Origin of the sequence: Streptomyces sp. NPDC058653, assembly GCF_042716895.1 — a bacterium.
In the GTDB taxonomy this organism is placed as follows: Bacteria; Actinomycetota; Actinomycetes; order Streptomycetales; family Streptomycetaceae; genus Streptomyces.
In genome coordinates this window covers 153071-175092 of record NZ_JBHXRM010000006.1, presented here as the reverse complement: position 1 = coordinate 175092, position 22022 = coordinate 153071, and the positions used below count along the sequence as shown (strand labels likewise).

Sequence of the window (22022 nt, the reverse complement as noted above, 5' to 3'; positions counted from 1 at the left end):
GCAATTCCCACCCACTTATCCACAGGCGAGTGACACGAAGCGGTAACGGCTACAAGAATGCGTGAGTGACGGCGGCGTTCCGGAACCATCCGGGCGCGGCGTCCGTATTTCGGGGTGGGCCGGGCCGTGAGAAGAGCCTCGGCCCGTATGAACGGGCCGAGGAGGGCCGGGTGACGACCTATGACGATCGAGCGAGCCTCACAGATCTGACCACCACAGCGGAGCGTGTGCGCGCATCGGTGGAGGGTGTGATCGAGGGCAAGCCTGAGGTCGTACGGCTTTCGCTGACAGTGCTGCTCGCCGAGGGACACCTCCTCATCGAGGATGTCCCCGGCGTCGGCAAGACGATGCTGGCCAAGACGCTCGCACGCTCCATCGACTGTTCGGTGCGGCGTATCCAGTTCACGCCGGACCTGTTGCCCTCGGACATCACCGGGGTCTCCATCTACGACCAGCAGCGGCGCGACTTCGAGTTCAAGCCCGGTGCGATCTTCGCGCAGATCGTGATCGGCGACGAGATCAACCGCGCCTCGCCGAAGACGCAGTCGGCGCTGCTGGAGTCGATGGAGGAGCGCCAGGTCACCATCGACGGGCAGACGTACGAACTGCCCAGCCCGTTCATGGTGGTGGCGACGCAGAACCCGGTCGAGATGGAGGGCACCTACCCGCTCCCCGAGGCACAGCGCGACCGTTTCATGGCCAGGGTCTCCATCGGCTATCCGAGCGCGGAGGCCGAGTTGGAAATGCTGGACGTGCACGGCGGGGTCTCGCCGCTGGACGACCTCCAGCCGGTGGCCCACGCGCACGACATCGTGAAGCTGATCGACGCCGTACGGAAGGTCCATGTGGCCGACTCTGTGCGGCGGTACGCGGTGGAGCTGGTCGGCGCGACCCGTAACCACCCGGATCTCAGACTGGGCGCCTCGCCGCGCGCGACGCTGCATCTGCTGCGCGCGGCGAAGGCGTCGGCCGCCCTGAGCGGCCGGGAGTACGCCCTGCCGGACGACGTACAGGCGCTGGCGGTCCCGGTGCTCGCGCACCGGCTGCTGCCGACCGCGCAGGCGCAGCTCAACCGCCGGACCGCCGAGCAGGTGGTGCAGGAGATCCTCCAGCGCGTCCCGGTGCCGACGGCCGACGGCGGCCGGCAGGCGCCCGTGGTGCCCCCGCCGCTCTACGACCGGCCGCAGCCGGGCGTCCGGCGGCTGTGATGGAGCCCGGCGCAGCCCCCTCGGAGAGCGAGGACAAGGGCGGACTGCGGGCGGCGCTGGGCGGTCTCACCACCCGTGGCCGGTCGTTCTTCGCCGCGGGCATAGCGGCGGCCGTCTGCGCCTATGTCCTCGGCCAGGCGGATCTGCTCCGGGTGGGGATGCTGCTGGCCGTGCTGCCGCTGGTCTGTGTGGGCGTGCTGTACCGCACGCGCTACCGGGTCGCTGGCAGCAGGCGGCTCGCGCCCTCGCGGGTGCCCGCGGGGTCCGAGGCCCGTGTCCATCTGCGGATGGACAACGTGTCGCGGCTGCCCACCGGTCTGCTGATGCTCCAGGACCATGTGCCCTACGTGCTGGGCCCGCGCCCGCGGTTCGTCCTGGACCGGGTGGAGGCGGGCGGGCGCCGTGAGGTCTCCTACCGGGTGCGCTCCGATCTGCGCGGGCGCTATCCGCTCGGACCGCTCCAGCTGCGGCTGAGCGACCCGTTCGGGATGTGCGAGCTGACGCGTTCCTTCAGCGCCCACGACCTGCTGACCGTCATCCCCCGCACCGAGCCGCTGCCACCGGTCCGGCTGGCGGGAGCGACCTCGGGGTACGGCGACGGGCGGCAGCGCTCGCTGTCGCTGGCCGGCGAGGACGACGTCATCCCGCGCGGCTACCGGCACGGCGACGACCTCCGACGGGTGCACTGGCGCTCCACGGCGCGCTACGGCGAGCTGATGGTGCGCCGCGAGGAGCAGCCGCAGCGGGCCAGATGCACGGTGCTGCTCGACACCCGTCGGCTCGCCTACGAGGGCGCGGGCCCCGACTCGGCCTTCGAGTGGGCGGTGTCGGGCGCGGCGTCGGCGCTGGTGCACATGCTAGAACGGGGCTTCGCCGTACGGCTGTTGACGGACACGGGTGATTCGGTGCCCGGCGAGGGCGCCGACGGGTTCGCCGGCTCGACGCAGGAGTCCGCCGACGCGGCCGGACTGATGATGGACACGCTCGCCGTCGTGGACCACTCCGACGGAGCGGGGCTGTCGCGCGCGTACGACGTACTGCGCAGCGGCAACGAGGGGCTGCTGATCGCCTTCCTCGGCGATCTCGACGAAGAGCAGACCGCGCTGGTCGGCCGGATGCGGCACCGCAGCGGCGCCGCGGTGGCCTTCGTCCTGGACAGCTCCGGCTGGTACCAGGACGGTGGCGAACCGCCCGAGGCGGTGCGGGACCGGCTGAGGGAGCTGCGTGAGTCCGGCTGGACCGCGCTCACGGTGCCGGCCGGGGTGGCGCTCTCCGACCTCTGGCAGCAGGCGGCACAACAGCGCACCGAGTCGGGTGCGGCACAGGGCTCGGCGGGTTTCTCCGGAGGATGGTCATGAGCGGTCGCGCGAGGCTCGCGCTGTGCGCGTTCGCCGCCACGATGCTGTCGGCGGGGGCGCTGCTGCCCCTGGTCGATCCGGCCACGTGGCTGCTTCAGGCGGCGTTCATGGTGGCGGTCCTGGTCGGCGCGGGTGCGCTCGGCCGCCGGGTGCCGCTGGCCAGGACGCTGATCGTGGCGCTCCAGGCGGTCGTCGGGCTGCTGATGCTCACGGTGGTGTTCGCCTCGGAGCACGCCGTGCTCGGTCTGCTGCCCGGCCCCGAGGTCTTCCAGCGCTTCGGCGAGCTGCTGAACGAGGGCGGCGAGGACGTCGGGCGGTACGCGATCCCCGCTCCCGCGACCGACGGCATCAAGCTGATGCTGGTCGGCGGTGTGCTGGTGATCGGTCTCGCCGTGGACGCGCTCGCCGTGACGTTCCGCAGCGCCGCCCCCGCCGGGCTGCCCCTGCTCGCGCTGTACTCGGTCGCCGCCGGGCTCAACGGCGGCGCCGCCTCCTGGCTCTGGTTCCTGCTCGCGGCCGGCGGCTATCTGCTGTTGCTGCTGGCCGAGGGCCGGGACCGGCTCTCCCAGTGGGGGCGGGTGTTCGGCGGCGCGCCGCGCGCACCGGGGCGTACGGCCGCCGGGATGGACACCGGGAGCGGGACCGCGGCCCCGATCCGCGCGGGTCACCGTATCGGTGTGATGGCCCTGGGAATCGCGCTCGTGGTGCCCGCGGCGCTGCCGTCGTTGAACGGCGGGCTGCTCAACGGGACGGGGGCCGGGGCGGGTTCGGGTCTGGGCGGTGGCACGATCTCCGCCGTCAATCCGCTCGTGTCCCTCCAGGACAACCTCAACCAGCCCGAGGACCGGGAGGCGTTGCGGTACCGGACGAACGCGCGGAGCACCGAGAACCTGTATCTGCGGATCATGGCGCTGGACGACTTCGACGGTACGTCCTGGCGGTTCTCGCAGCGCAGTGTCGAGGACGTGCCGGACAGGCTGCCCAGTCCGCCGGGTCTGAACGGCGACGTCAGCACCACCGAGATCAAGACGAGTATCTCCGCCGCCGGTTGGTACCGGCAGAACTATCTGCCGATGCCCTATCCGGCGTCCCAGGTGGACATCGAGGGGCGCTGGCGCTTCGAGCCGAGCGGCCGGACCCTGGTCGGTGACCGCGGGCAGACGACGCAGGGCGCGCAGTACCAGGTCGGCAGCCTGCTCGTGGAGCCGACGCGCGACCAGCTCGCGGCGGCGCCGAGGCCGTCGGCCTCGATGCTGCGGGAGTACACCAAGGTGCCGGAGGTGCTGCCCGAGGAGGTCGCGGCGACGGCGCGCGAGGTGACCGAGGGCGCGGTGAACGACTACGAGAGGGCCGTCAGGCTCCAGGACTGGTTCGCCGTGGACGGCGGCTTCACCTACGACACACAGGTCGCGTCCGGCACGGGTGTCTCGGCCATCAGCCGCTTCCTCAGGGAGAAGCAGGGCTTCTGCGTCCACTTCTCGTTCTCGATGGCCGCGATGGCCCGCACGCTGGACATTCCGGCCCGTGTGGCGGTGGGCTTCACCCCGGGCACCCCGCAGTCGGACGGCTCGATGTCCGTCGGGCTGCGTGACGCGCACGCCTGGCCCGAGCTGTACTTCGAGGGGGTCGGCTGGACCCGCTTCGAGCCGACGCCGAGCCGGGGCAGCGCACCCGACTACACCATCCCGGAGGCTCCTTCGGGCGACACGAGCGATCCCTCGCAGCCCGAGGCGAGCACGTCGTCGGAGCCGAGCGCGCAGCCGTCCGCCTCGGAGAGCTGCCCGCCGCAGGCCGCGAGGATCGGGGACTGCGGGACGACCACGCCGGCGGGCGCGCTGCCGCCGACGGACTCGGGAACGTCCGCGGGGACGATCGCCGGCATCACGCTGGGCGTCCTGGCGGCGCTGCTGCTGCCACTCCTGCCGCTGCTGTGGCGGGTCAGGGTCCGGGCGCGACGCCTCGGTTCCGGGGGGCGTACGGAGGCCGACGCGACGGCGCGGGCGCTGGGGGCCTGGCGGGAGATCATCGACACCGCCTGGGACCACGGCATCCGCCCCGACGACGCGCAGACCCCACGCAGGACGGCGGCGCGCATCGTGCGGCTGGGGCGGCTGGAGGGTGAGGCAGCCAACGCCGTGCACCGCGTGGCACGCACGGTGGAACAGGTGCTGTACGCGCCGGAGCCACGGCCCGTGACGGGTCTCGCCGAGGAGGTCCAGCGGGTGCATGCGGGCCTGGACGCGGGCGCGAGCCGCTGGGCCAGACAGCGCGCGCTTCTTCTGCCGCGCTCCTCCATTCGGGTGATATGGGCCCTGTCCGAACGCTGGTCCGTGTTCACCGCCCGCTGGGCGGCCCGTAGCACGGAGCTGACCCGCCGCTCGTCGACCCTGCTCACGAGACCGTCCCGCCAACGGGGCTGACCCACCGGCCCCGGACCGCCCCCGGGGGCGGTCCGGGGCCTCCAGGGGCGGAGGGTGCGGTGAGCCCGGAAGCTGGCGGAACGGTGCCTGTGCGACCGGGGCGAGGGACGGACGGTGCCACCGCAGGCAGCCCGGGGCGAGAACGACCGAGGGGCCGGAGGCAGGCGTCGTACGCGGAAACAGGTGGTCGACCGGGCGGCCAGGGGCGGAGCCGCCGGAGGCGGGAGGCCGAAGGGCCGGAGCCCAGCGTCGTACGCAGAAACGGGTAAGGGTCCGGGCAACCGGAGCCGCTGCTGCCCGGGACCGGGCACCCAGGGGCGCCGCAGCCGGGGGCCTGCGGCCGGAGGCGCCGCGGTCGGACCCGCCCGGCCCCGGAGGGCCAAGCCGTCCCCGACCCGGGGAGCAGCAGCCGGGGCGTACAGCAGCCCGGGGGCCTGCGCCCGGAGGCGCCCCAGCCGGGGCGGACCGGCCCGGCGCCGCAGGCGGACCCGCCCGGGCCCCGGGGGCCAAGCCGTCCCCGGCCCGGGGAGCAGCAGCCGGGGGGCGCGCAGCAGCCCGGGGCGGACTCGGAGGCGCCCCAGCCGGGGCGGACCGGCCCGGCGACGCAGGCGGCGGACCCGCCCGGGCCCCGGGCGCCAAGCCGTCCCCCGCCCCGGGGAGCAGCAGCCGGAGCGGACCGGCCGGGCGACGCGGTCGGACCCGCCTGGCCCCGGAGGGCCCGGCCCGTCCCCCGTCCCCGGGGGGCCTGCGGCCAGAGGCGTCGCAGGCGGGGCGGACCGGGCCGGGCCCCGGGCGCCAAGCCGTCCCCGACCCGGGGGCCCTGCGGCCGGAGGCGCACAGCAGCCCGGGGGCCGACTCAGGGGCGCCCCAACCGAGGCGGGACCGCCGCCCCCCGGGTGGGGATCGGCGGGGCCGGATACGTCTGAGGGGCGAACGCTCTTCGCGTTCGCCCCTCAGACGTATCCGCCGTGACTCACGGCAGCCGCTCCATTACTACAAGCTTGGGCTCGAGAACCTCTGCGCCGTGCTACTGACCCTGCTCGTCACGGCGGCGCTGCCATCGCTGCTCGATCCGGTTCATGAACGAGCGGCGCTGCCGAGGTTGTCTGCGGTCCGCTGTGGCCTCCCCGGACGGCTGCTGCTCGCCCGGTTTCGGGGCCTTGCGCCAGCCGGTGACCGCGAGGACCGCACAGCCCAGCATGACGAGGAATCCCACCACGCCGATCCAGATCTGCTTGGCGACCATACCGGTCATGAGGAGCGCGATACCCACCAGAAAGCCTGCGACCGCCTGGTAGACCCGTCGCCGGGTGTACCTGCGCAGCCCGCTTCCCTCAAGCGCTGTCGCGAACTTGGGATCTTCGGCGTACAGCGCTCGCTCCATTTGCTCGAGCATTCGCTGCTCGTGCTCCGAGAGCGGCACGGAGTCCTCCTAGTCGTCGGTCGCGGGGGGCGACCGGTATGCGGCCCCTTCAGGATAGGCAGGGAATCGCCCCCGTGAAACCCGCCCTCTACGCCATTTCGCCAATCCGGGCCGCCACGACGACTCGGCCGCTGAGGCGTTGATTCCCCAACCGTCGTCCCGTCATGCCGGAAGGCGTACCCCGATCATACGGCGCCGAAGGCTCCGCCGGGGGGCCTGTGGCGCACTCCATCCACAGCTTCGTTGCTGATCAGCCCGGCGATCAGTGCTCCCCGGAGCCCGCCGTCAGGTCCGCTTCTCGCCGAGGACGTGCAACTGGCTCGCGACGGAGTGGAAGGACGACAGCTCGGCGGCCGCCGCCTCAAGCTTCAGGAGGGCCTCCAGAGCGCCGGGCTGAGTGTCCACCAGAACCCCGGGAACCAGGTCGGAGAAGACCCGTACACCGTGCACCGCGCCCACGTCGACACCGGCCTTGTCGACCAGCTCCGTGAGCAGCTCGACGGTGAACCGCCTGGGCACCGGGTCGCCTTCGCCCCAGCGGCCGGCCGGGTCCGTGAGCGCCTGCCTGGCCTCGGTGAAGTGCCCGGCGAGCGCCCTGGCGAGGACGGCCCCGCCGAGCCCCGCCGCGAGCAGGCTGAGCGCGCCGGAGGGCCGCAGCGCCTCGACCGCGTTCCGCACGCCCTCGGCGGGGTCGTCCACGTACTCAAGGACGCCGTGGCAGAGCACCGCGTCGTAACCGCCCCGCCCCACGACCTCGAACAGGCCGTGGATGTCGCCCTGAACGCCGGTGACGCGGTCGGCGACACCCGCCTCGGCGGCCCGGCGTTCCAGGGCGAACAGCGCGTTGGGGCTGGGGTCGACGACGGTCACCCGGTGCCCCAGCCGGGCCACGGGCACGGCGAAGTTGCCCGTGCCGCCCCCGGTGTCGAGGACATCCAGGCCCGCCGTACCCGCCGCGGCGGCGCGGCTTTCGAGAGCGACCTGGAGCACCTCCCAGACCACGGCCGTGCGCAGGGAGCTACGGGGGCGCGACGGCGTCTCTCCACCGAAGGCAGGGGAAGGGTCCGACACGGCAGTTGACTCCTCGGCGCGGTGCCGCCCCAGGTCGCGGGGCGTGAACGGTGCAGGCACCGCACAGCCTATTGCCTCCGTCGGCCGTCCCCGTCACCCAACGGCGCCGCCCTTCTCCGGCTGTTCGGCCCTCGGCTGGGGCAGCACCGGTTCGAGCACGAGCAGCCGCTCGACGAGGCGCAGGAACATCGCCACGTCCCGTAGCAGATCGTCCGCGTCGCGGCTGCTCGCCGCGCCCCGGATGCCCGCCTCGGCCCGCGCCCTGCGGGTGGCTCCTGAGGCGAACAGGGCGCTCCACTCGGTGAGCTCGGGGGCGATCTCCGGCAGCACTTCCCAGGCGCTGCGTATGCGCCGGCGGCGCGGGCTCGTGGGCTCGGGGCGCCCCCGTGCGGCGAGCACCGCCGCCGCCGTGCGCAGGGCGGCCAGATGGGCCGTGGCATAGCGCTCGTTGGGCGCTTCGAGGGTGGCGGCCTCGTCCAGTCCGGAACGGGCCTTGGCGAGGAGGTCGAGGGCGGCGGGCGGCGCGGTCGCGCGCCTGAGGACGGGGTGGACATCGGTCGCGGCGCCGGTCAGTGAGGGGGCAGGGCCGCCTGTGCTTCGCCGGTGTGCGGCTGCGGCGTAGGAACTGGCCATGACGAACCTCCTGGTCGTCTCTGTGACGGCTCTGTGGCCGTATGTGTCCATCGTGGAGCACGCCACTGACAATCGGCTCTGACCTGCGCTTTTACTTCGCGCGCACGTTCGCAGGCGCTTTCGCGCACGCGGCGCCGCGGCTGGCGTGGATCATCCGGGCGTGCGGCTGCGCACCCGCGGCACCTGTGAGAATCGGGCGTATGGACAGGAGCAGCACCCGCCGGCAGGCCACCCGTCAGAAGCTCTACGACGCCGCGGTGACGCTCATCGCCGAACAGGGCTTCTCGGCGACGACCGTGGACGAGATCGCCGAGCGCGCCGGAGTCGCCAAGGGCACCGTCTACTACAACTTCAGGACCAAGAACGAACTGTTCGAGGAGCTTCTGCGGCACGGCGTCGGTCTGCTCACCGACTCCCTCCGGACGGCGGTCGACGAGACGGCCGGGCGCGAGGGGACCAGCGTGGAGGCGCTGGACGCCATGGTCCGCGCGGGACTCGCCTTCATCGACCGCCACCCGGCCTTCACCCAGCTGTACGTGGCCGAGCTCTGGCGCACCAACCGCGCCTGGCAGGCCACGTTACTGGTGGTGCGTCAGCAGGCCGTCGCCGTCGTGGAGAAGGTGCTCCAGGAGGGGATCGACGGCGGTGAACTCAACCGTGAGATGGACATTCCGCTGACCGCCGGCGCGCTGATGGGAACGGTGCTGGTGGCGGCCCTCGACTGGCAGGCGTTCCAGCCCGAGCGGTCGATCGACGAGGTGCACTCGGCCCTCTCGCTGCTGCTGCACGGCCGGGTCGGCGGCGGCTGACGGGGGGTCGGCCAGGGGGGCCGCCAACGGAAAGTGCGCCGCCCCGACCGGCCTTCCTCACTCGGACCCGATCGGAGCGGCGCACCGCCCACCCCCGTTGCGGTCGGGGTGCCACGCCGCTCCGCCGCCCCGTGCCGGCGGTATCGGCACCGCGCCCCTCCCGTGCCCCTCACTCTTCCGTCTTCGCAGGTGAGGGCCCATCCGCGTCTCTACTCATCTCATGTACTAGGTACGGATACTCACGACCCCGTTCCGGAGCTCACCCGTCCGGCCGACACGCTGGCTACGATCGCGTCCGTGTCCGTACTCCCCCTTGTCTTCACCAGTGGCTGGGCCAGCGGGATCAACGCCTACGCGGTGGTCCTGCTGTTGGGCGTCTTCGGCGCGACGGGGATGACCGACGAGGTCCCCGAGTCGCTCCAGCGCACCGATGTCCTGGCCGTCGTCGGCGTGCTCTTCGTCTGCGAGGCGGTGGCGGACAAGATCCCGTACGTCGACTCGGTCTGGGACTCCGTGCACACGCTGATCAGACCGGTCGCGGGCGCGGTGGTCGCGGCGCTGCTCGCCGGGGAGAGCGGTTCGCTCCCTGAGATCACGGCGGGCGCGGTCGGCGGGTCGACCGCTCTGGTGAGCCATCTGGTGAAGGCCGGCACGAGGATGGCGGTCAACACCTCCCCCGAGCCGTTCAGCAACATCGCCGTGAGCACCGCGGAGGACCTGGGCGTCGCCGGGGTCATCACGTTCGCGATCTTCCACCCGCTCGCCGCCGCGGTCGTCGCGGGCGGTCTGCTGCTGCTCGGCGTCGTGACCGTCTTCTTCCTGGTCTCCAGGATCCGGCGGTTCCGGCGGCGCAGGGCGGAGAGACGCGAGGAGAGACGCCTCGCCACGCCGTGGCCACCACTGTGAACTCCGGCGCGGCGGGGCGCGGCACGGCGCCCCCCGCCGGGCGTCCCGGGCGCGACCGGGGGAAAACCGGCGGCTAAGGTCCACTTCCATGGCACGGATTGCGGTGATCGGCGCCGGGATGGGCGCGATGGCGGCGGCTGCCCGGCTGGCGGTGGCTGGGCACCGGGTGACGGTGTACGAGCGTTCTGCGACGTACGGCGGGGCCCTCGGCCGGTTCGAGCGTGACGGGTTCGCGTTCGACACGGGGCCCGGGTTGCTCCATCTGCCCGCCGTCTACCGGGATTTGTTCGTCAAGACCGGCAAGAAGCCCCTCGAAGAGTGTGTGCGGATGACGCAGGTCGACCCGGCGAGCCGTCATGTCTTCCCGGACGGGACCGATGTGTCCCTGCCGAACGCCTCGCGCGCCGGTGTCGTCGCGGCCCTGGACGCCGCGCTCGGCGCGGGCGCGGGAGCCAGGTGGGGGGATTTCCTCGGCCGCGCCCGGGACGCCTGGGACCGGTCGCGGCGTCCTCTGTTGGAGGAGCCGCTGCGGGCCGACTGGCAGGTGCTGGGGCGTGATCCGTATCCCGCCGTCCGGCAGCGCAGGCTGCTGCGCGGGCCCCGGCTGGCGGGCACCGTCGCCGAGGTGGGGGCGCACGAGCTGGCGGATCCCCGGCTGGCCGCGCTGCTGGAGGGCTACGCCCTGTCGTACGGGCTGGATCCGCGGCACACGCCGACGGGCGCCGCACTGCTGCCGTACATGGAGCAGACCTTCGGCAGTTGGTACGTGCGGGGCGGCATGCGGGCGCTCGCGCACGCGGTGTACGAGCGGTGTCTGGAGCGCCGGGTGGAGTTCGTCTTCCACGCCGAGGTGACCCGCATCGTCGAGAAGGACGGCCGGGCGGCGGGCGTCGAGCTGGCGCCGGGGGCCTCGGTCGGCCCCTCCCCGGTCGTGGAGGCGGACCAGGTGGTGGCGGGCGCGTCCCCCGCCGCGCTGGCGGGTCCGGAGCTCTGGCGGGACGAGGACGTACGGCCCCTGAACGGGGGCGCGGGCGGCGGGCCACCGTCGGTCCCGGGCAGATTCACCGTGCTGCTGGCCCTGCGGGAAGGCCGGCCGGACGGCACCGCGCACCGTACGGTGGTCCACTCCCCCGACAACGGCGAGGCCGCCGCCGTCTTCTCCGGGCGGACGGCCGAGCGGCCCACGGTCACGGTGCTGCGGCCGGACGACCCGACCACGCGCCCGGACGACGGGCACGAGGCGGTCACCGTCACGGCGACGGTGGCACCGCAGGGTCCCGTCGACTGGACGGACCCGGGGCTGCGTGAGCGGTACGCGGACGTCCTTGTCGCGGCGGCCGGCGGCGCGGTGCCCCGGCTGAGGGAGCGGCTGCGCTGGCTGGAGGTCCGTACGCCGGCCGACACGGCGTCACGGACGGGGGCGCGGGGCGGTTCGGTGCCCGCGCCGTCGCTGGCGGGTGCCGAGGGCCGGCTGCTGCATCCGGCGAACACGACGCGGCTTCCGGGGCTGTATCTCGTCGGCGGTGAGGCGCACCCGGGCGGCGGGCTGGCGCACGCGGGGATGTCCGGGGCGCTGGTCGCCGGGCTGATCGTCGAGGGGGCGGACTTCCGCGGCTCGCGCTGAACCCCTCCGGCGCCCGCTGAACTCCCCCGGCGTCCGTGAGAGTTGACGGGCCGTCAGGTGCGGTCAGTAACGGTACTGCTGCTCGTCGTAGTTGGGGTCGTAGCCGTACTGCTGGGGCTCCTGCTGTGGCATCGGGGGGACGTTCTCACCCTCGCGCTGCTGCGGGACCCAGACACCGCCGGGCGGGGTCTCGGCGCCGTACTGCGACTGGGCGCCCTGCCCGCTCTGGTCGCCGTAGGGGTCGGCGTACTGCTGCTGGCCGCCGTAGCTGTCGTACGAGCCGTAGGCCTCGCCGCCGGTGGTGGTCGCGCCGCTGTACGGGTCGGTGTAGGCCGCGTACTGCTGCTGGCCCGTGCCGTAGTCGTACTGCCCGGACTGGCCGTTCTGCGCCGCGTACGGGTCCTGTTGGGCCGCGTAGGAGTCCTGGCCGCCATATACGTCCTGGCCCTGGCTGGCGTACGGGTCGGGGGCCGCGTAGACCTCGGAGGCGCCGTAACCGTCCTGGCCGGCGCCGGCGTAGGAGTCGTGACCCGCGTAGGAGTCCTGGCCCGTGGTCGCGTCGTAGCCGTGGTACGGGTCGTAGTCGCCGTACTGCGTCGCCTGGTAGGCGGCGTCGGTGTACACGCCGTACTGCCCCGTCTCGTCGGGCATCGGCTCCGGCTCGTAGACGGAGGCGGCGTACGGGGGCTCGTCGGGCATGGGGCCGGCGGCCTCGGCGGGAGAGTCGGCGACGGGCTGGTACTCCAAGTCCGAGACCTCCAGGCTCGGTTCCCGGATCTCGCCCTCGCCGCCGCCCGCCTTGCGGCGCCGGCTCGCGCCGGGGCTGCCGCCGATCGCCCAGCCGGTGGAGAAGCCGCGCCGGAACGAGAGCGTCACATAGGTCTGGCCGACCGCGAACGCGATCGCGCCGACCGCGATGACCGGGACGGAGGCGAGCAGGACACCCAGCACCACGCCGAGGAACCCGGTGAAGGCGAGAAGCCTCCAGCGGAGCCGCGCCTTGTACTGGAGCAACACTTCGCCCAGCAGCCACAGCGCGACGATGCCGAACGCGATGTAGAGGACCGTCCAGCCCATGCCCGCCCCTCTCCTGTGGTCACCGTCCTGGGACGGTGACCGGTACGACCGGTCAGGACTGCTCGTGCAGTCCGAGGTTCTCGTAAATTTCGAGCGTCGCCGTGGAGTTGTTGAGTGTAATGAAGTGGAGTCCGGGAACACCCTCCGCGCGCAGCGTCGCGCAGAACTCCGTCGCGTACTCGATACCGATGGAGCGTACAGCGGCGGGATCGTCCTTGACGGAGAGGATCCGCTCTTTCAGCGCCGGGGGCAGCGAGGCGTTGCTGAGCTGCGAGAAGCGCTCGATCTGCCGGACGTTGGTGACCGGCATGATCTCCGGGATGATCGGCGTGTCGCAGCCCGCGGCCACGACCTTGTCCCGCAGCCGCAGATAGTCCTCGGGGTCGAAGAACATCTGGGTGATCGCGTAGTCCGCGCCCGCGCGGCACTTGGCCACGAAGTGCCGGATGTCGCTCTCCCAGTCGGACGAGCGCGGGTGCATCTCGGGGAAGGCCGCGACGCCGACGCAGAAGTCGCCGGACTCCTTGATCAGCCGGACCAGGTCCGCCGCGTACCGCACGCCCTCGGGGTGCTTGACCCACTCGGCCATCGGGTCGCCGGGCGGGTCTCCGCGGACGGCGAGGATGTTCCTGATTCCGGCGTCCGCGTACTGGCCGATCATGTTGCGCAGCTCGGCGACCGAGTGGTTCACGGCGGTGAGGTGGGCGACCGGGATGAGCGTGGTGTCGGAGGCGATGCGCTGGGTCGCCTTGACCGTCCCGGCGCGGGTGGAGCCACCCGCGCCGTAGGTCACGGAGACGAAGCTGGGGCCGACCGCCTCGACCCGGCGCAGCGCGTTCCAGAGATTCCGCTCGCCTTTCTCGGTCTTCGGTGCCCAGAATTCGAACGAGTACGACAATTTGCCGGTCGCAAGCAGCTCACGCACCGTACGGGCGCGATCTGTCCTGGTCGAAGCTGTGCCAAGGGCCATACCCGAAGGCTATCGAGGCTGCGGCGATCACCCAACCAGAGCAGGGCGAATTGTCCACTTCACGCCATCCCTGTCCATTACTCGGACAGGACGGACACCGGAGATCGAGAGTGGACAGGGTGCCCGCGCCCCTCCGGGGCGGTCGGAGGCCCGCTGCCGGGGGCCCGGAATCAGGCGGCCTTCTGTCCGTGTCAGGCGACTCGGTCGCGGACGCGCTTCGCGAGTCCGGCCGCGGCCATCGCCGGATCGTCCGCCTCCGTGACGGCCCTGACGACCACGACCCGGCGGGCCCCGGCGTCCAGCACCTCGTCCAGGTTTCCCGCGTCGATGCCGCCGATCGCGAACCAGGGGCGCCGGGTCGCGAGCGAGGCGGCGTACCGCACGAGGCCGAGCCCCGGCGCGTGCCGGCCGGGCTTGGTGGGGGTGGGCCAGCAGGGCCCGGTGCAGAAGTAGTCCACGCCGGGCTCCCCGGCCGCCGCCATCGCCTCGGCCTCGGAGTGGGTCGAGCGGCCGATCAGCAGCTCCGTACCGAGGATGGCGCGGGCGGCGGAGACGGGCAGATCACCCTGGCCCAGATGCAGCACGTCGGAGCCGATGGCGTGCGCCACGTCGGCCCGGTCGTTCACGGCCAGGAGCGTGCCGTGGCGCCGGCAGGCGTCGGCGAACACCTGGAGGTGGTCCAGCTCCTCGGCCGCCTCCATGCCCTTGTCACGGAGCTGCACGATGTCCACACCGGAAGAGAGGACGGCGTCCAGGAACTCGGGGAGATCCCCCTGCCGCTTACGGGCGTCCGTACACAGATAGAGCCGGGCGTCGGACAGCAGATCGAGTGCGCTGGGCGCACCGGGCGCTGCGGGCATGCGGGTCTCCCCCGTCGGATCGGTGTCTTCGGGAAACGCCCCGACGGGCGTCCCCGGACGGCCGTGCTCGGATCGGTGCCTGTCGGATCGGTTCTCTGTGACGGCCGTGCGCGGAACGGGGCGCTCCGCCCCGCGCACGGCCGGTGGTGGTGTCGTCAGACGGCGAGCGCCTGGGCGCGGCGCTTCACCTCCGTACCGCGATTCTCGCTGAGGGCCTGCGCCGGCGTGCCCGGCAGCGACGGGTCGGGAGTGAAGAGCCACTCCAGCATCTCTTCGTCGGTGAAGCTGTCGTCCCTCAGGAGCGTCAAGGTCCCGGCGAGGCCCTTGACGACCTTGTTGCCGTCGATGAAGGCGGCCGGCACCTGGAGCGCGCGGTTCTCCCCGCGGCGCACGGCGATCAGCGTGCCTTCCTTCACCAGCTGACGCACACGCGTCACCTCGATATCCAGCATTTCGGCGATATCGGGCAGGTGAAGCCAGGCAGGGACGAGAGCATCGATCTTTGCGTCAATCTCAGTCACAGGACAAGCCTGCCATCCCGGACTGACAGTCGGAAGCCGAGCCGGGCACCGAACGGGTCGGCGAACGGCGCGTCGGCCCGGCGCCCACGGCGCGGGAACCGGCGCGGGCGACGTTCAGAGAGCCGTGGATCTGAGCGGTACGGCGGGGTCGGCGGCCCGCCCCGTGTCGATCCGCGCGCCCGCTGCCACGAGCTTGCGGCCCTGGGTCAGATCACGCGGCCGGCCGACGGTCAGCAGGGCCACCAGCGCCCCGTCACGCAGCCACAGGACCGTCCAGGCGGCGGTCGCCGGGTCACCGCGCCACAGCAGCGTGTCCGCCCGCGCGTGGTGGCCCGCGTACTGCACGAAGCGGCCGAACTGCTCGGACCAGAAGTACGGCACGGGGTCGTACGGCTCGCGGGCCTCCCCCACGATGTCGGCGGCGACCGTGCGCGGCCCCTGGAGCGCGTTGTCCCAGTGGTGCACCAGCAGCCGCTCGCCGTACCGGGCCGAGGGGAAGGAGGCGCAGTCCCCGACCGCGTACACGTCGGCCCGTGAGGTGCGCAGCCGGTCGTCGGCGGTCACGGCGCCCTCGGGGCCGGTCACGATGCCGGAGCCGGCCAGCCAGGCCGTGGCGGGCCTGGCGCCGATGCCCACGACGACCGCGTCCGCCGCCAGCTCGCGGCCGTCGGCGAGGACGACGGTGCCGGGCTCGACGACCGCCACGCGCGCGCGGGTGAGGAGTTCCGCGCCGCTCTCCGCGTACCAGTGCGCCATCGGAGTGGTGACCTCCGCCGGCAGCGCGCCGGCGAGCGGCCGGTCCGCGGCCTCGACGACGGTCACCGCGCACTCGGCCTCCCTGGCGGCCGTGGTGAACTCGGCGCCGATCCAGCCCGCGCCGACCACGACGATGTGCTTGCGGCGGTCCAGGACGGGGCGCAGCCGCGCGGCGTCGTCCAGGGTGCGCAGCAGATGGACGCCGGGCACGTCCCGCGTGCCGGGGAGGGTGACCGGCTCGGCGCCGGTGGCGAGGACCAGGACGTCGTACGGGATCGGTCCCGCCTCCGTGTCCACCTCGTGGTCGTCGGGGCGTACGCCGGTCACTTCGAGCCCCAGGCGCAGTTCCAGGGAGAGCGCGTCGAAGTCCACGTCGAGGGCCGAGCTCTCGGCCGTCCCCAGGAGGACGGCCTTGGAGAGAGGTGGCCTGTCGTAGGGCCGGTGGGGCTCGGCCCCGACGAGGGTGACGGGGCCGCCGTACCCCAGTTCACGCAGGGCCACGGCGGTCTGCACGCCCGCCATGCCCGCGCCGACGACGACGGTGCGCCGCTCGTCCGCCTGCTTCCGCTGCTCGTTCACCCGATCACCTTAAGGACACCGCGGGGGCGACGACTGCCTGAACGGCTCCCTTACAGGGCACGGGGAGGAGGGTTACGCTGACCCGGAAGCACTTATCGGCAGTAGCGAACAAGAGACTTCACACCTCGCGGGAGCCCGTACGCACCGGGCTGAGAGGGAGGCTGACGCGGCCTCCGACCGTACGAACCTGATCCGGGTCATGCCGGCGAAGGGAGGAGCTGGACGCCCATGCGCTCATCTCACGTTCCGTTGGGGGGATCCGGCCCGGAGACATCTCCGGGCGGGCCTCCGGACCCGTCGGCCGGCCGGGGTCCCCGGCACAGCGACGTCCTGGTCGTCGGGGGCGGCATCATCGGCCTCGTCACCGCCTGGCGCGCCGCGCAGCGCGGGCTCGGCGTCACCGTGGTCGATCCCGAGCCGGGCGGCGGGGCCGCGCAGGTGGCCGCCGGGATGCTCGCCCCGGTCACCGAGGTCGACTACGGCGAGGAGGCCCTGCTGGGGCTGAACATCGCCTCCGCGCGGCTCTATCCCGGCTTCGTCGCCGAACTGGAGTCGGCCACCGGCCAGGACACCGGCTACCGCGCCTGCGGCACGCTGGCCGTCGCTCTCGACAGCGACGACCGGGCGCGGCTGCGTGAACTCCACGCCCTCCAAAGGAGATCGGGCCTCCGGTCCGAATGGCTCACCGGCCGCGAGTGCCGGCGTCTGGAGCCGATGCTCGCTCCGGGGGTACGGGGCGGGCTGAGGGCCGACGACGACCACCAGATCGACCCGCGCAGGCTCGCCGCCGCCCTCGTGACGGCCTGTGAGCGGGCCGGGGTGGTCTTCCACCGGGCCTGGGCCGAGAGGCTGCGGGTGGTCCGGGACCGGGCCGCCGGGGTCGCCGTCGGGGGCGGCGCCGAACTCGCCGCCGACCAGGTCGTCATCGCCGCCGGCAGTCTCAGCGCGCGGCTCGCCGGGGTGCCGGCCGAGGTCCTGCCACCGGTACGGCCCGTCAAGGGCCAGGTCCTGCGGCTGACGGTGCCGCGCCCGTACGCCCCGTTCCTCTCCCGGACGCTGCGGGCCGAGGTCCGCGGCAGCCATGTCTATCTGGTGCCCCGCGAGAACGGCGAGCTGGTCGTGGGCGCCACGAGCGAGGAGCTCGGCTGGGACACGACGGTGACGGCGGGCGGGGTCTACGAACTCCTGCGCGACGCCCACGAACTGCTCCCCGGCATCACCGAACTGCCGCTCGCCGAGACCCGCGCCGGGCTGCGCCCGACCTCGCCGGACAACGCCCCGCTGCTGGGGCCGACCGCCCTGCCGGGGCTGCACCTGGCCACCGGGCACCACCGCAACGGGGTGCTCCTGACGCCCGTCACGGGCCAGGTGATGGCCACCGTACTCACCACGGGCGAACTCCCCGACGACGCGCGGCCCTTCGCACCGGGCCGCTTCCCGTCCAGCGCCCCCGGCCCCTCGCCGGGCCCCTCCCCCGCCGCCTCCGCAGCTCAGGAGCAGCACGCATGACAGACACCGTGAACTCGCCCGCCGACCCGTCCATGACCGTCTCGGTGAACGGGGAGGCCCGCGTCCTCGCGGGCCCCGTCACCCTCGACGTCCTCGTCGCGACCCTCACCCCCGCCCCGTCGGGCGTCGCCGCCGCGCTCAACGAGACCGTCGTCCCGCGCGGGCGCTGGTCGGCCACCACCCTGTCCGACGGCGACCGGGTCGAAGTCCTCACCGCGGTCCAGGGAGGCTGAACCGGATGTCCGACGACAGGCTCGTCATCGGCGACACCGCCCTCGACTCCCGGCTCATCATGGGGACGGGCGGCGCGCCCAGCCTCGACGTGCTGGAACGGTCCCTGGCCGCGTCCGGCACCGAACTCACCACCGTCGCCATGCGCCGGCTGGACCCCACCGTGCAGGGCTCCGTCCTGTCCGTGCTCGACCGCCTCGGCATCCGGGTGCTCCCGAACACGGCCGGCTGCTTCACCGCGGGCGAGGCCGTCCTGACCGCCCGGCTGGCCCGGGAGGCGCTCGGCACCGACTGGATCAAACTCGAAGTGGTTGCCGACGAACGGACGTTGCTGCCCGACCCGATCGAACTGCTCGACGCCGCCGAGACGTTGGTGGACGACGGCTTCACCGTCCTGCCGTACACGAACGACGATCCGGTGCTCGCCAGGAAGCTGGAGGACGTGGGCTGCGCGGCGATCATGCCGCTCGGCTCCCCGATCGGATCGGGTCTGGGCATCCGCAACCCGCACAACTTCCAGCTGATCACCGGCCACGCGCGCGTGCCGGTCATCCTGGACGCGGGGGCGGGCACGGCCTCGGACGCGGCGCTCGCCATGGAGCTCGGCTGCGCGGCCGTGATGCTGGCGTCGGCGGTCACCCGCGCCCAGGAGCCGGTCCTGATGGCCGAGGCGATGCGGCACGCGGTCGAGGCGGGCCGGCTGGCGCATCGCGCGGGCCGCATCCCGCGCCGACACTTCGCCGACGCCTCCTCCCCCACGGAGGGGATGGCGATGCTGGACCCCGAGCGGCCCGCCTTCTGAGGGGGTCCGACGACGCGCTCGGGGGCGGCGGCCGGAAGGCCCCCGGCCGATTGCCGCGACGCTGTGCGGGTGCTGTCACAAGACGGCTCCATTGGGCCGTCCGGTCGCACCCGGGGGCCCGGCCCTGTCGGTGGCGGCTCGTAGACTCGGCCGGGTGGATACGACGCTCAGGGACCCTCTTGTCGGGCAGGTGCTCGACGGCCGTTACCGCGTCGACGCGCGCATCGCCGTCGGCGGCATGGCCACGGTCTACCGCGGTGTCGACACCCGGCTCGACCGGGTCCTCGCCCTGAAGGTGATGCACCCGGCCCTGGCCACCGACTCGGTCTTCGTGGAGCGCTTCATCCGCGAGGCCAAGTCCGTGGCGCGGCTGGCGCACCCGAACGTGGTGGGGGTGTTCGACCAGGGCGCCGAGGGCGCGTACGTCTATCTGGCGATGGAGTACGTGGAGGGCTGCACGCTGCGGGACGTCCTGCGCGAGCGCGGCGCGCTCCAGCCCCGGGCCGCCCTGGACATCCTGGAGCCGATGCTGGCCGCGCTGGGCGCCGCGCACCGGGCCGGCTTCATCCACCGGGACATCAAGCCGGAGAACGTCCTGATAGGGGACGACGGCCGGGTGAAGGTCGCCGACTTCGGTCTCGTACGGGCCGTCGGCTCGGTCACCAACACCAGCGGCACAATCCTCGGCACGGTCTCCTACCTCGCCCCCGAACAGATCGAGTACGGCACCTCCGACACCCGGGTCGACGTGTACGCGTGCGGGGTCGTCCTGCACGAGATGCTGACCGGCGCCAAGCCGCACGGCGGTGACACCCCCGCGCAGGTGCTCTACCTCCATCTGAACGAGGACGTGCCCGCGCCGTCCGCCGCGGTGCCGGGAATGGCGATCGAGCTGGACGAGCTGGTCGCGGCGGCCACCGCCCGTAATCCGGAGATCCGCCCCGAGGACGCCGTGGCGCTTCTGGCGCTGACCCGGGCGACCCGCGCGGCACTCGACGACGCGCAGCTGGACGCGGTGCCGCCGCAGGCGACGACGGCCGAGGGGACCCCGTCGGCCGCGGCCGGGACGGCGGACGGCACGGACCGCGCGGGAGCCCGCGCCGCGTCCCAGCCGTCCCAGGACGGCCACGGGGCCGGGCGCCCCCAGGACGCCTCCCTCGCCTCGTACGACGCCTCCGGCGGCGCCCCGGCCCACGGTCCGGCCGATGGGCCAGGCGACGGCTCCGACGACCGTACGAGCGTGATTCCGCGCCTTGTCCGCTCCCCGGTGCCGTCCGACGGATCCGGTGCGCCCGACCAGGCCGCCGCCCCGGGGGACGACCGGGTCCACCGCACCAGCCGCCTCACGATGCCGCCGCCCGGACCCCCTGCGCCCCCGCGCCGGCCGCCCACGCGGCACCGGGACGGACCTGCCCGACCGCGCAGAGGCGCGGTCGCGATCGTGGTGGCCGCGCTGCTGGTGCTCGGTGTGGGCGTCGGTGTCTGGTACATCAACTCGGGGCAGTTCACACGGGTCCCCTCCGTCCTCGGGCAGACCGAGCAGGTCGCGAAGAAGCGCCTCGGCGACGCCGGTCTGGACGCGAGGGTCGAGAAGGACTTCAGCGCGACGTTCGAGCGCGGCACGGTCATGCGCACCGACCCCGAGCCCCGGTCCCGGATCAGGGGCAACGGTTCGGTGACCCTCGTCATCTCGCGCGGCCCCGAGATCGTGCGGGTCCCGGACCTGGCGGGCACGTCGCTGGCCGACGCCAAGGACGCACTGAGGAAGGCCGGGCTGGCGCCCGGGGTCATCACCCGCTCCTTCGACCAGGAGACCGAGCAGGGCGACATCATCCGCACCCAGCCGAAAGCGGGTACGGAGCTGCGGCCCGACGCCGGAGTGGCGTTGGTCGTCAGCAAGGGCAGCCCGGTCCATATGCCGGACGTGACGGGGCAGTCCGAGGAGGAGGCGACCGCCTCCCTGGAGGACGCCGGACTCGACGTGCGGATCGCCTCCGAGCGGGTCAACTCCCCCGAGGAGGCCGGGACGGTGGCCGGACAGTCCGCGAAGGAGGGCACCAGGCTCGCCCGTGGCGACACCGTCACGCTGACCATCTCCAAGGGCCCCCGGATGATCGCCGTCCCCGACGTCACGGGCAAGTCGATAGACGCCGCGAAGGCCGAGCTGTCGGAGGCCGGCTTCGAGGTGGAGGTCGACCGGAGCTTCCCGTTCCTGGACGACACCGTGTCGAAGCAGTCCGTCGACGGCGGCGATAAGGCCCCCGAGGGCAGCACCGTCACCATCACGACCAAGGGAATCTGAGGCTTGACGCTCCCCGACCGCCTTCGCAATCCCGTCGGCGGCCATGTTCCGGTGGCGGGCGGCCTCGCCCGCGTCGGGCTGGCCTGGGCGCGGGACATCGGCGCCGAGACCGTCCAGGTCTTCGTCGCCAACCCACGGGGCTGGGCGACACCGGCCGGGAATCCGGCGCAGGACGAGCGGTTCCGCGCGGAGTGCGCCGCCGAGGGGCTCTCCGCGTACGTCCACGCGCCCTATCTGATCAACTTCGGCTCCCATACGCCGGAGACGGCCGAGAGGTCCGTGGAGTCGCTGCGGCACAGCCTTCGCCGGGGCCGGGAGATCGGCGCCCCGGGCGTCGTCGTGCACACCGGTTCGGCGACGGGCGGGCGGACGCGTGAGGTGGCGCTGGCGCAGGTACGGGAGCTGCTGCTGCCGCTTCTCGACGAGCTGACGCACGACAACGACCCGTATCTGCTGCTGGAGTCGACCGCGGGGCAGGGCTCCTCGCTCTGCTCACTCGCCGCGGACTTCGGCCCCTACTTCGCGGCGCTGGACTCGCACCCCAGGCTGGGGGTCTGCCTCGACACGTGCCATGTCTTCGCGGCGGGCCACGATCTGGCCGCGCCCGGCGGGACGCACCGGACGCTGGACGAACTGGTGGAGACGGTGGGCCCGGGGAGGCTGCGGCTGATCCACGCCAACGACTCCAAGGACGTCCGAGGCGCCCTGAAGGACCGCCATGTGAACGTCGGCGCGGGCCATATCGGCGAGGAGCCCTTCCGGGCGCTCTTCTCGCATCCGGCGACCGAGGGCGTCCCGCTGGTGATCGAGACCCCCGGCGGCAAGGAGGGCCACGCGGCGGACGTGGCCCTCCTGAAGAAGCTGCGTGAGGACGGGCGCTCCCAAAGCACCTGAACCGCTGAACCCCTGAGCCCCTGAGCCGACTCTGGGCCCCTGTGCCTCCGAGGCCGGGTCCGGGGCCGC

At 73.1% G+C, this 22022-nt stretch carries 19 protein-coding genes and 1 riboswitch; of the genes, 11 read left to right on the top strand and 8 right to left on the bottom strand.

Annotated features, from left to right (window positions below):
• Positions 1–170 precede the first annotated feature (170 nt).
• The 3 genes from ACFWU9_RS07715 to ACFWU9_RS07705 are packed head-to-tail and all read left to right on the top strand — an operon-like array spanning position 171 to position 4986.
• The gene (locus tag ACFWU9_RS07715) at positions 171–1208 is read left to right on the top strand and encodes an AAA family ATPase (protein ID WP_384315489.1); all 1038 of its coding nucleotides are present in this window, start codon (positions 171–173) and stop codon (positions 1206–1208) included.
• A complete protein-coding gene (locus ACFWU9_RS07710) occupies positions 1208–2566 on the top strand; it encodes a DUF58 domain-containing protein (protein ID WP_384315488.1) in 1359 nt (452 codons plus the stop codon). Before ACFWU9_RS07715 ends, ACFWU9_RS07710 begins: the two co-directional genes overlap by 1 nt.
• Entirely contained in the window at positions 2563–4986 is a 2424-nt protein-coding gene (locus ACFWU9_RS07705; RefSeq protein WP_384315487.1) for a DUF3488 and DUF4129 domain-containing transglutaminase family protein, read from the top strand. Before ACFWU9_RS07710 ends, ACFWU9_RS07705 begins: the two co-directional genes overlap by 4 nt.
• Positions 4987–6013: 1027 nt before the next feature.
• Here ACFWU9_RS07705 and ACFWU9_RS07700 read toward each other — a convergent pair.
• The 3 genes from ACFWU9_RS07700 to ACFWU9_RS07690 all read right to left on the bottom strand — a co-directional run bounded on the left by ACFWU9_RS07700 (position 6014) and on the right by ACFWU9_RS07690 (position 8113).
• Positions 6014–6409 carry a DUF3040 domain-containing protein gene (locus ACFWU9_RS07700; protein WP_384315486.1) on the bottom strand — a complete coding sequence of 132 codons (396 nt, stop codon included), beginning with the start codon at positions 6407–6409 and terminating at the stop codon, positions 6014–6016.
• A 285-nt stretch (positions 6410–6694) separates the two neighbouring features.
• The gene (locus ACFWU9_RS07695; RefSeq protein ID WP_384315485.1) at positions 6695–7480 is read right to left on the bottom strand and encodes a methyltransferase; all 786 of its coding nucleotides are present in this window, start codon (positions 7478–7480) and stop codon (positions 6695–6697) included.
• Between the two features lie 93 nt (positions 7481–7573).
• Positions 7574–8113 (bottom strand): SAV_6107 family HEPN domain-containing protein, encoded by a 540-nt coding sequence (locus ACFWU9_RS07690; RefSeq protein ID WP_384315484.1) that lies wholly within the window; start codon positions 8111–8113, stop codon positions 7574–7576.
• Positions 8114–8313: 200 nt separating this feature from the next.
• Here ACFWU9_RS07690 and ACFWU9_RS07685 point away from each other — a divergent pair, with 200 nt between their 5' ends.
• The 3 genes from ACFWU9_RS07685 (at position 8314) to ACFWU9_RS07675 (ending at position 11452) form a co-directional block, all read left to right on the top strand.
• Positions 8314–8922, top strand: coding sequence for a TetR/AcrR family transcriptional regulator (locus tag ACFWU9_RS07685; RefSeq protein ID WP_384315483.1), 609 nt, complete (start codon positions 8314–8316; stop codon positions 8920–8922).
• 297 nt (positions 8923–9219) lie between these two features.
• Positions 9220–9828 (top strand): DUF4126 domain-containing protein, encoded by a 609-nt coding sequence (locus tag ACFWU9_RS07680; RefSeq protein ID WP_384315482.1) that lies wholly within the window; start codon positions 9220–9222, stop codon positions 9826–9828.
• Between the two features lie 88 nt (positions 9829–9916).
• On the top strand, positions 9917–11452 hold the full coding sequence (locus ACFWU9_RS07675) for a phytoene desaturase family protein (RefSeq protein ID WP_384315481.1): 1536 nt from the start codon (positions 9917–9919) through the stop codon (positions 11450–11452).
• 63 nt (positions 11453–11515) lie between these two features.
• Here the strand turns inward: ACFWU9_RS07675 and ACFWU9_RS07670 are convergent, their stop codons facing one another.
• The 5 genes from ACFWU9_RS07670 to ACFWU9_RS07650 form a co-directional block, all read right to left on the bottom strand.
• Positions 11516–12529 (bottom strand): hypothetical protein, encoded by a 1014-nt coding sequence (locus tag ACFWU9_RS07670; protein WP_384315480.1) that lies wholly within the window; start codon positions 12527–12529, stop codon positions 11516–11518.
• Positions 12530–12581: 52 nt separating this feature from the next.
• Positions 12582–13499 carry a methylenetetrahydrofolate reductase [NAD(P)H] gene (gene metF, locus ACFWU9_RS07665; protein WP_384315479.1) on the bottom strand — a complete coding sequence of 306 codons (918 nt, stop codon included), beginning with the start codon at positions 13497–13499 and terminating at the stop codon, positions 12582–12584.
• A gap of 191 nt (positions 13500–13690) precedes the next feature.
• The gene (thiE, locus tag ACFWU9_RS07660; protein ID WP_384315478.1) at positions 13691–14359 is read right to left on the bottom strand and encodes a thiamine phosphate synthase; all 669 of its coding nucleotides are present in this window, start codon (positions 14357–14359) and stop codon (positions 13691–13693) included.
• A 155-nt stretch (positions 14360–14514) separates the two neighbouring features.
• Complete coding sequence (locus ACFWU9_RS07655; RefSeq protein ID WP_031231907.1) at positions 14515–14880, bottom strand: Rv2175c family DNA-binding protein; 366 nt, start codon at positions 14878–14880, stop codon at positions 14515–14517.
• A 114-nt stretch (positions 14881–14994) separates the two neighbouring features.
• Positions 14995–16158 carry an NAD(P)/FAD-dependent oxidoreductase gene (locus ACFWU9_RS07650; RefSeq protein WP_384315548.1) on the bottom strand — a complete coding sequence of 388 codons (1164 nt, stop codon included), beginning with the start codon at positions 16156–16158 and terminating at the stop codon, positions 14995–14997.
• A 174-nt stretch (positions 16159–16332) separates the two neighbouring features.
• Positions 16333–16447: riboswitch (TPP riboswitch) on the top strand.
• Between ACFWU9_RS07650 and thiO the strand changes: the two genes are divergently transcribed.
• The 5 genes from thiO to ACFWU9_RS07625 all read left to right on the top strand — a co-directional run bounded on the left by thiO (position 16444) and on the right by ACFWU9_RS07625 (position 21953).
• On the top strand, positions 16444–17724 hold the full coding sequence (gene thiO / locus ACFWU9_RS07645; RefSeq protein ID WP_384315477.1) for a glycine oxidase ThiO: 1281 nt from the start codon (positions 16444–16446) through the stop codon (positions 17722–17724). Its footprint overlaps the riboswitch before it by 4 nt.
• A 32-nt stretch (positions 17725–17756) precedes the next feature.
• Positions 17757–17957 carry a sulfur carrier protein ThiS gene (gene thiS / locus ACFWU9_RS07640; RefSeq protein WP_229700887.1) on the top strand — a complete coding sequence of 67 codons (201 nt, stop codon included), beginning with the start codon at positions 17757–17759 and terminating at the stop codon, positions 17955–17957.
• A gap of 5 nt (positions 17958–17962) precedes the next feature.
• Positions 17963–18757 (top strand): thiazole synthase, encoded by a 795-nt coding sequence (locus tag ACFWU9_RS07635; RefSeq protein WP_384315476.1) that lies wholly within the window; start codon positions 17963–17965, stop codon positions 18755–18757.
• 154 nt (positions 18758–18911) lie between these two features.
• Positions 18912–21059 carry a Stk1 family PASTA domain-containing Ser/Thr kinase gene (gene pknB, locus ACFWU9_RS07630; RefSeq protein ID WP_384315475.1) on the top strand — a complete coding sequence of 716 codons (2148 nt, stop codon included), beginning with the start codon at positions 18912–18914 and terminating at the stop codon, positions 21057–21059.
• Positions 21060–21062: 3 nt separating this feature from the next.
• A complete protein-coding gene (locus ACFWU9_RS07625) occupies positions 21063–21953 on the top strand; it encodes a deoxyribonuclease IV (RefSeq protein ID WP_384315474.1) in 891 nt (296 codons plus the stop codon).
• Positions 21954–22022 lie beyond the last annotated feature (69 nt).